At 76.3% G+C, this 3,780-nt stretch carries 5 protein-coding genes; 1 reads left to right on the forward strand and 4 read right to left on the reverse strand.

Annotated features, from left to right (window positions below; genetic code table 11):
• Positions 1–6: 6 nt before the first annotated feature.
• Complete coding sequence (locus tag C6N75_RS15140) at positions 7–1,128, forward strand: class I SAM-dependent methyltransferase (RefSeq protein ID WP_407703224.1); 1,122 nt, start codon at positions 7–9, stop codon at positions 1,126–1,128.
• Here C6N75_RS15140 and C6N75_RS15145 read toward each other — a convergent pair.
• From C6N75_RS15145 to tsaD, 4 genes are read right to left on the reverse strand one after another with little or no spacing between them, the layout of a single operon-like run.
• Positions 1,076–1,675 carry a 3'-5' exonuclease gene (locus tag C6N75_RS15145; protein WP_105869429.1) on the reverse strand — a complete coding sequence of 200 codons (600 nt, stop codon included), beginning with the start codon at positions 1,673–1,675 and terminating at the stop codon, positions 1,076–1,078. The genes C6N75_RS15140 and C6N75_RS15145 overlap by 53 nt on opposite strands.
• Positions 1,676–1,708: 33 nt before the next feature.
• Complete coding sequence (locus C6N75_RS15150; RefSeq protein ID WP_105869430.1) at positions 1,709–2,341, reverse strand: hypothetical protein; 633 nt, start codon at positions 2,339–2,341, stop codon at positions 1,709–1,711.
• A gap of 10 nt (positions 2,342–2,351) precedes the next feature.
• Positions 2,352–2,639: a hypothetical protein gene (locus C6N75_RS15155; protein WP_105869431.1), complete on the reverse strand. Its 288-nt coding sequence runs from the start codon at positions 2,637–2,639 to the stop codon at positions 2,352–2,354.
• The gene (gene tsaD, locus C6N75_RS15160) at positions 2,636–3,733 is read right to left on the reverse strand and encodes a tRNA (adenosine(37)-N6)-threonylcarbamoyltransferase complex transferase subunit TsaD (RefSeq protein WP_105869432.1); all 1,098 of its coding nucleotides are present in this window, start codon (positions 3,731–3,733) and stop codon (positions 2,636–2,638) included. The genes C6N75_RS15155 and tsaD overlap by 4 nt, the downstream gene beginning before the upstream one ends.
• Positions 3,734–3,780: the final 47 nt, after the last annotated feature.

Genomic DNA, 3,780 nt, shown 5'->3' on the forward strand with positions numbered 1-3,780 from the left:
GGCCGGGTGCTCGCGGCGCTGCGGGACTTCGCCCCGTCCGAGGAGCTGGCGGTGGTCTCCAGGCTGCGCCGCGAGCACCCGGCCGAGCTGGTGACCGCGGCGGTCGCCCAGGCCAGGCTGCGGCAGCGGGCGGTGGCCAAGTTCGGCGCCGAGGACGCCTACCGGATGTACTTCACGCCCGGCGGGGTCGAGCAGTCCACCCGTGCGGCGGTGGCCGCGCACCGGGCGGCGCGCTTCGCCGAGCTGGGCGTGGGGAGCGTGGCCGACCTGTGCGGCGGGATCGGCGGCGACGCCATCGCGCTGGCCCGGGCCGGCATCCGGGTGCTGGCGGTGGACCGCGACCCGGCGGCGGTGGCGGCCGCCCGCGCCAACGCCGCCGCGCTGGGCCTCGCCGACCTGGTCGAGGTGCGCCAGGCCGACGTCACGGAGGTGGACACCTCTGCCTACGACGCGGTGTTCGTGGACCCGGCGCGGCGCGGCGGCCGGGGCCGGATCTTCGACCCGGAGGCGTACTCGCCGCCGCTGTCCTGGGCGATCGGCGCGGCCCGCGCCGCCGGGCGCGCCGCACTGAAGATCGCACCCGGCATCCCGCACGAGACGGTGCCGCCGGAGGCGGAGGCGGAATGGGTCTCGGACGGCGGCGACGTCAAGGAGGCGGTGCTCTGGTTCGGTACGCGGCCGGGCGCCGTGACCGCCACCCTGCTGCCCGGCCCGCGCACCCTGGCCGGCCGCGGCCTGCCCGACCCGGCGGTCAGGCCCCTCGGCCGCTACCTGTACGAGCCGGACGGCGCGGTCATCCGGGCGCACCTGGTCGCGGAGGCGGCCGAGGAGCTGGCCGGCGGGCTGATCGACGCCACCATCGCGTACATCACCACCGACACCGCCGTGCCCACCCCCTACGCCACCGGCTACGAGATCACCGACGAACTCCCGTTCAGCCTCAAGCGGCTGAAGGCCCTGCTGCGTGAGCGCGAGGTGGGCGCCCTGACGGTGAAGAAGCGGGGCTCGGCGGTCGAACCGGGGGAGCTGCGCCGCAGACTGAAGCCGAAGGGCCCGAACGCGGCCACCGTCTTCCTCACCCGTGCGGCCGGCGCCCCGGTGATGCTGGTGGGCCGCCCGCTGAACTGAGCCAGTCGCCCCGCGCGGCGAGGTCCAGCACCAGTGCGGCGATGTTCCAGGCGTCGTCCTCGCCCCGGTGGTGGCGGCCTTCCAGCGGCAGCCCGGCCAGCTCGAGCGCCTGGGCCATGCCGGGGCGCCTGCGCAGCCCGTACGCCTCGGTGAAGACCGCCTTGGCGTTGGTGTGCCGGCGGCCGAAGGGGTACGGGACGGGGGTGGCGGCGCACTGGCGGGTGAACTGCCTGCGGTCGTAGTCGCCCCAGCTCGCCCACGGCCGCTCGCCGGCCCGGTGCTCGGCGGCCAGCAGCCGGCACGCTTCGGCGAAGCTCGTCCCGCGGGCGACCTCCTCGGGTGTCAGCCCGGTCAGCTCGGTGCAGAACGCGCTCACCGCCGACCGCTGGGGCCGGACCAGGATCCGGTGCCGGGCGCGGCGCTCACCGGCCGCCAGGTCCACCACGGTCAGCCCGATCTCGATGATCTCGCTGACCGCCCCCGGCGGCGGCTGCCCCGGCCAGCAGGTCGCCTCCACGTCCACCACGTTCAGCAGCTCCCCGTCCATGCCGGGGAGCCTACGGACGCGCCGCCCGTGCGGTCACCGGGTTTTCGCCGGCGCTCCGAGCCGGACGGCGACCCGGTAGTGCCCGGCGGCCTTCCCCACGCCGAGCAGGCCGTTCACCCAGAGGATCAGGCCGGCGCCCATGGCGTGGACGACCTCGGCGAAGGTGGTGGAGCCGGGGCGGGCGGCGGCCGGGACGGCGAAGCAGAGCCACAGCCCGCCCGCGCACTGGGCGAAGCCGAGCAGCAGCCAGACCAGGCTCAGCCCCGGCGCACGCAGCCGGGGATCGCGCACCGGGACGGGATCGAGCGCGGCCCACGCCAGCAGCCGCCGCCGCGCCACCCGGTCCCGGCCCGCCCCGGCGGCCGCGCCCCACACCGCGAGGCCGAGCCCGACCAGCCCGAGGGAGGCGACGAGGGCGATCACCAGCTTGGTCAGGGTGTCGTGGAAGCCGTCCAGCACGGCGACCAGCCCCAGCCCGCACACCCCCCACCCGGCCTGAAGCGCGGCCAGCACCAGCAGATACCCGCCGAGCCGCCGGCCGCCCAGCAGCCGGGCGCTCAGCTCGCCCACCGCCCGCTCCCGGTCGGCCAGCCGCGCCCCCTCGTCCGGCCAGCTCCGCAGGGCGGACGGCGGCGGCGGAGGCGGCAGCGGGGTTCGGCTCGGCATGCGCCCGAGGCTATCCGCAGCGCCGCCACGCCTCCCCCGCGACCTCCACGGAGGTGAAGCGCCAGCGGTGCACCGGGCGGGCGAGGAGGTCGGCGGGCGGGGCGGGGAGTTCGGGGACCTCCGCGCCGTCGGCGGCGTCCCACCAGGTCAGGACCAGCACCCGGTCGCCGGTGGCGGTGAAGGTCTCCCGGCGCAGCGGGGCCGGGTCGGACGGCAGGGGCTGGGCGCGGGCCCAGGACAGCAGCTCCGCGCCCCGGCCGTCCACCGCCCGGGCCTCCCACATCAGGGTGAGGGTCACGGGTAGAGGTTCTCCTTGCTGACCTCGTGCACGTGGTCGTGGGAGTGCGCGTGCCCGGGGACGTGCGGGTCGGTGACCGGGAGGGAGGAGTCGGCGGGCAGCTCCAGGTCGGAGGCCGGGCGGTTGCGGGCGACCATCTCCGCGCCGAGCGCGGCGACCATCGCCCCGTTGTCGGTGCACAGCTTCGGGCGGGGCACCCGCAGCCTGATGCCGGCCCGCTCGCAGCGCTCCTGGGCCAGGGCCCGCAGCCGGGAGTTGGCCGCCACCCCGCCGCCGATCATCAGGTGGTCGACGCCCTGGTCCTTGCAGGCGCGCACCGCCTTGCGGGTGAGCACGTCGACCACCGCCTCCTGGAAGGAGGCCGCCACGTCGCGCACCGGCACCTCCTCGCCGGCCGCGCGCTTCGCCTCGATCCAGCGGGCCACGGCCGTCTTCAGCCCGGAGAACGAGAAGTCGTACGCGGGGTCGCGCGGCCCGCTCAGGCCGCGCGGGAAGGCGATGGCGGACGGGTCGCCCTCGCGCGCGAGCCGGTCGATGACCGGCCCGCCGGGGAAGCCGAGGTCCAGCACCCGGGCGATCTTGTCGAACGCCTCCCCGGCCGCGTCGTCGATGGTCGCGCCCATCGGCCGCACGTCGGCGGTGATGTCGGGGGCCAGCAGCAGCGAGGAGTGCCCGCCGGAGACCAGCAGCGCCATCGTCGGCTCGGGCAGCTTGCCGTGCTCCAACTGGTCCACGCAGATGTGCGAGGCCAGGTGGTTCACCCCGTACAGCGGCTTGCCCAGCGCGTAGGCGTACGCCTTGGCGGCCGAGACGCCGACCAGCAGCGCGCCGGCGAGCCCCGGACCGGCGGTCACCGCGACGCCGTCCAGGTCGCGGGGGGAGACACCGGCTTCCTTCAGGGCCCGCTCGATGGTCGGGACCATCGCCTCCAGGTGCACCCGGGAGGCGATCTCGGGCACCACGCCGCCGAATCGGGCGTGGGTGTCCACGCTGGAGGCGATGGCGTCGGCGAGCAGGGTGGTGCCCCGGACGATGCCGACGCCGGTCTCGTCGCAGGAGGTCTCGATGCCGAGGACGAGGGGTTCGTCAGCCATGGTTCTCAGTTCCTGGTAGTCGTTCCGGTTGCGGAGGGTCCGCCGGG

Origin of the sequence: Streptomyces solincola (genome assembly GCF_002982015.1) — a bacterium.
Taxonomy (GTDB): domain Bacteria; phylum Actinomycetota; class Actinomycetes; order Streptomycetales; family Streptomycetaceae; genus Streptomyces; species Streptomyces solincola.

Coding starts and splice junctions, on each gene's coding strand:
- C6N75_RS15145 (WP_105869429.1), bottom strand. CDS start 1,675: ATGGACGGGGAGCTGCTGAACGTGGTGGACGTGGAGGCGACCTGCTGG.
- C6N75_RS15150 (WP_105869430.1), bottom strand. CDS start 2,341: ATGCCGAGCCGAACCCCGCTGCCGCCTCCGCCGCCGCCGTCCGCCCTG.
- tsaD (WP_105869432.1), bottom strand. CDS start 3,733: ATGGCTGACGAACCCCTCGTCCTCGGCATCGAGACCTCCTGCGACGAG.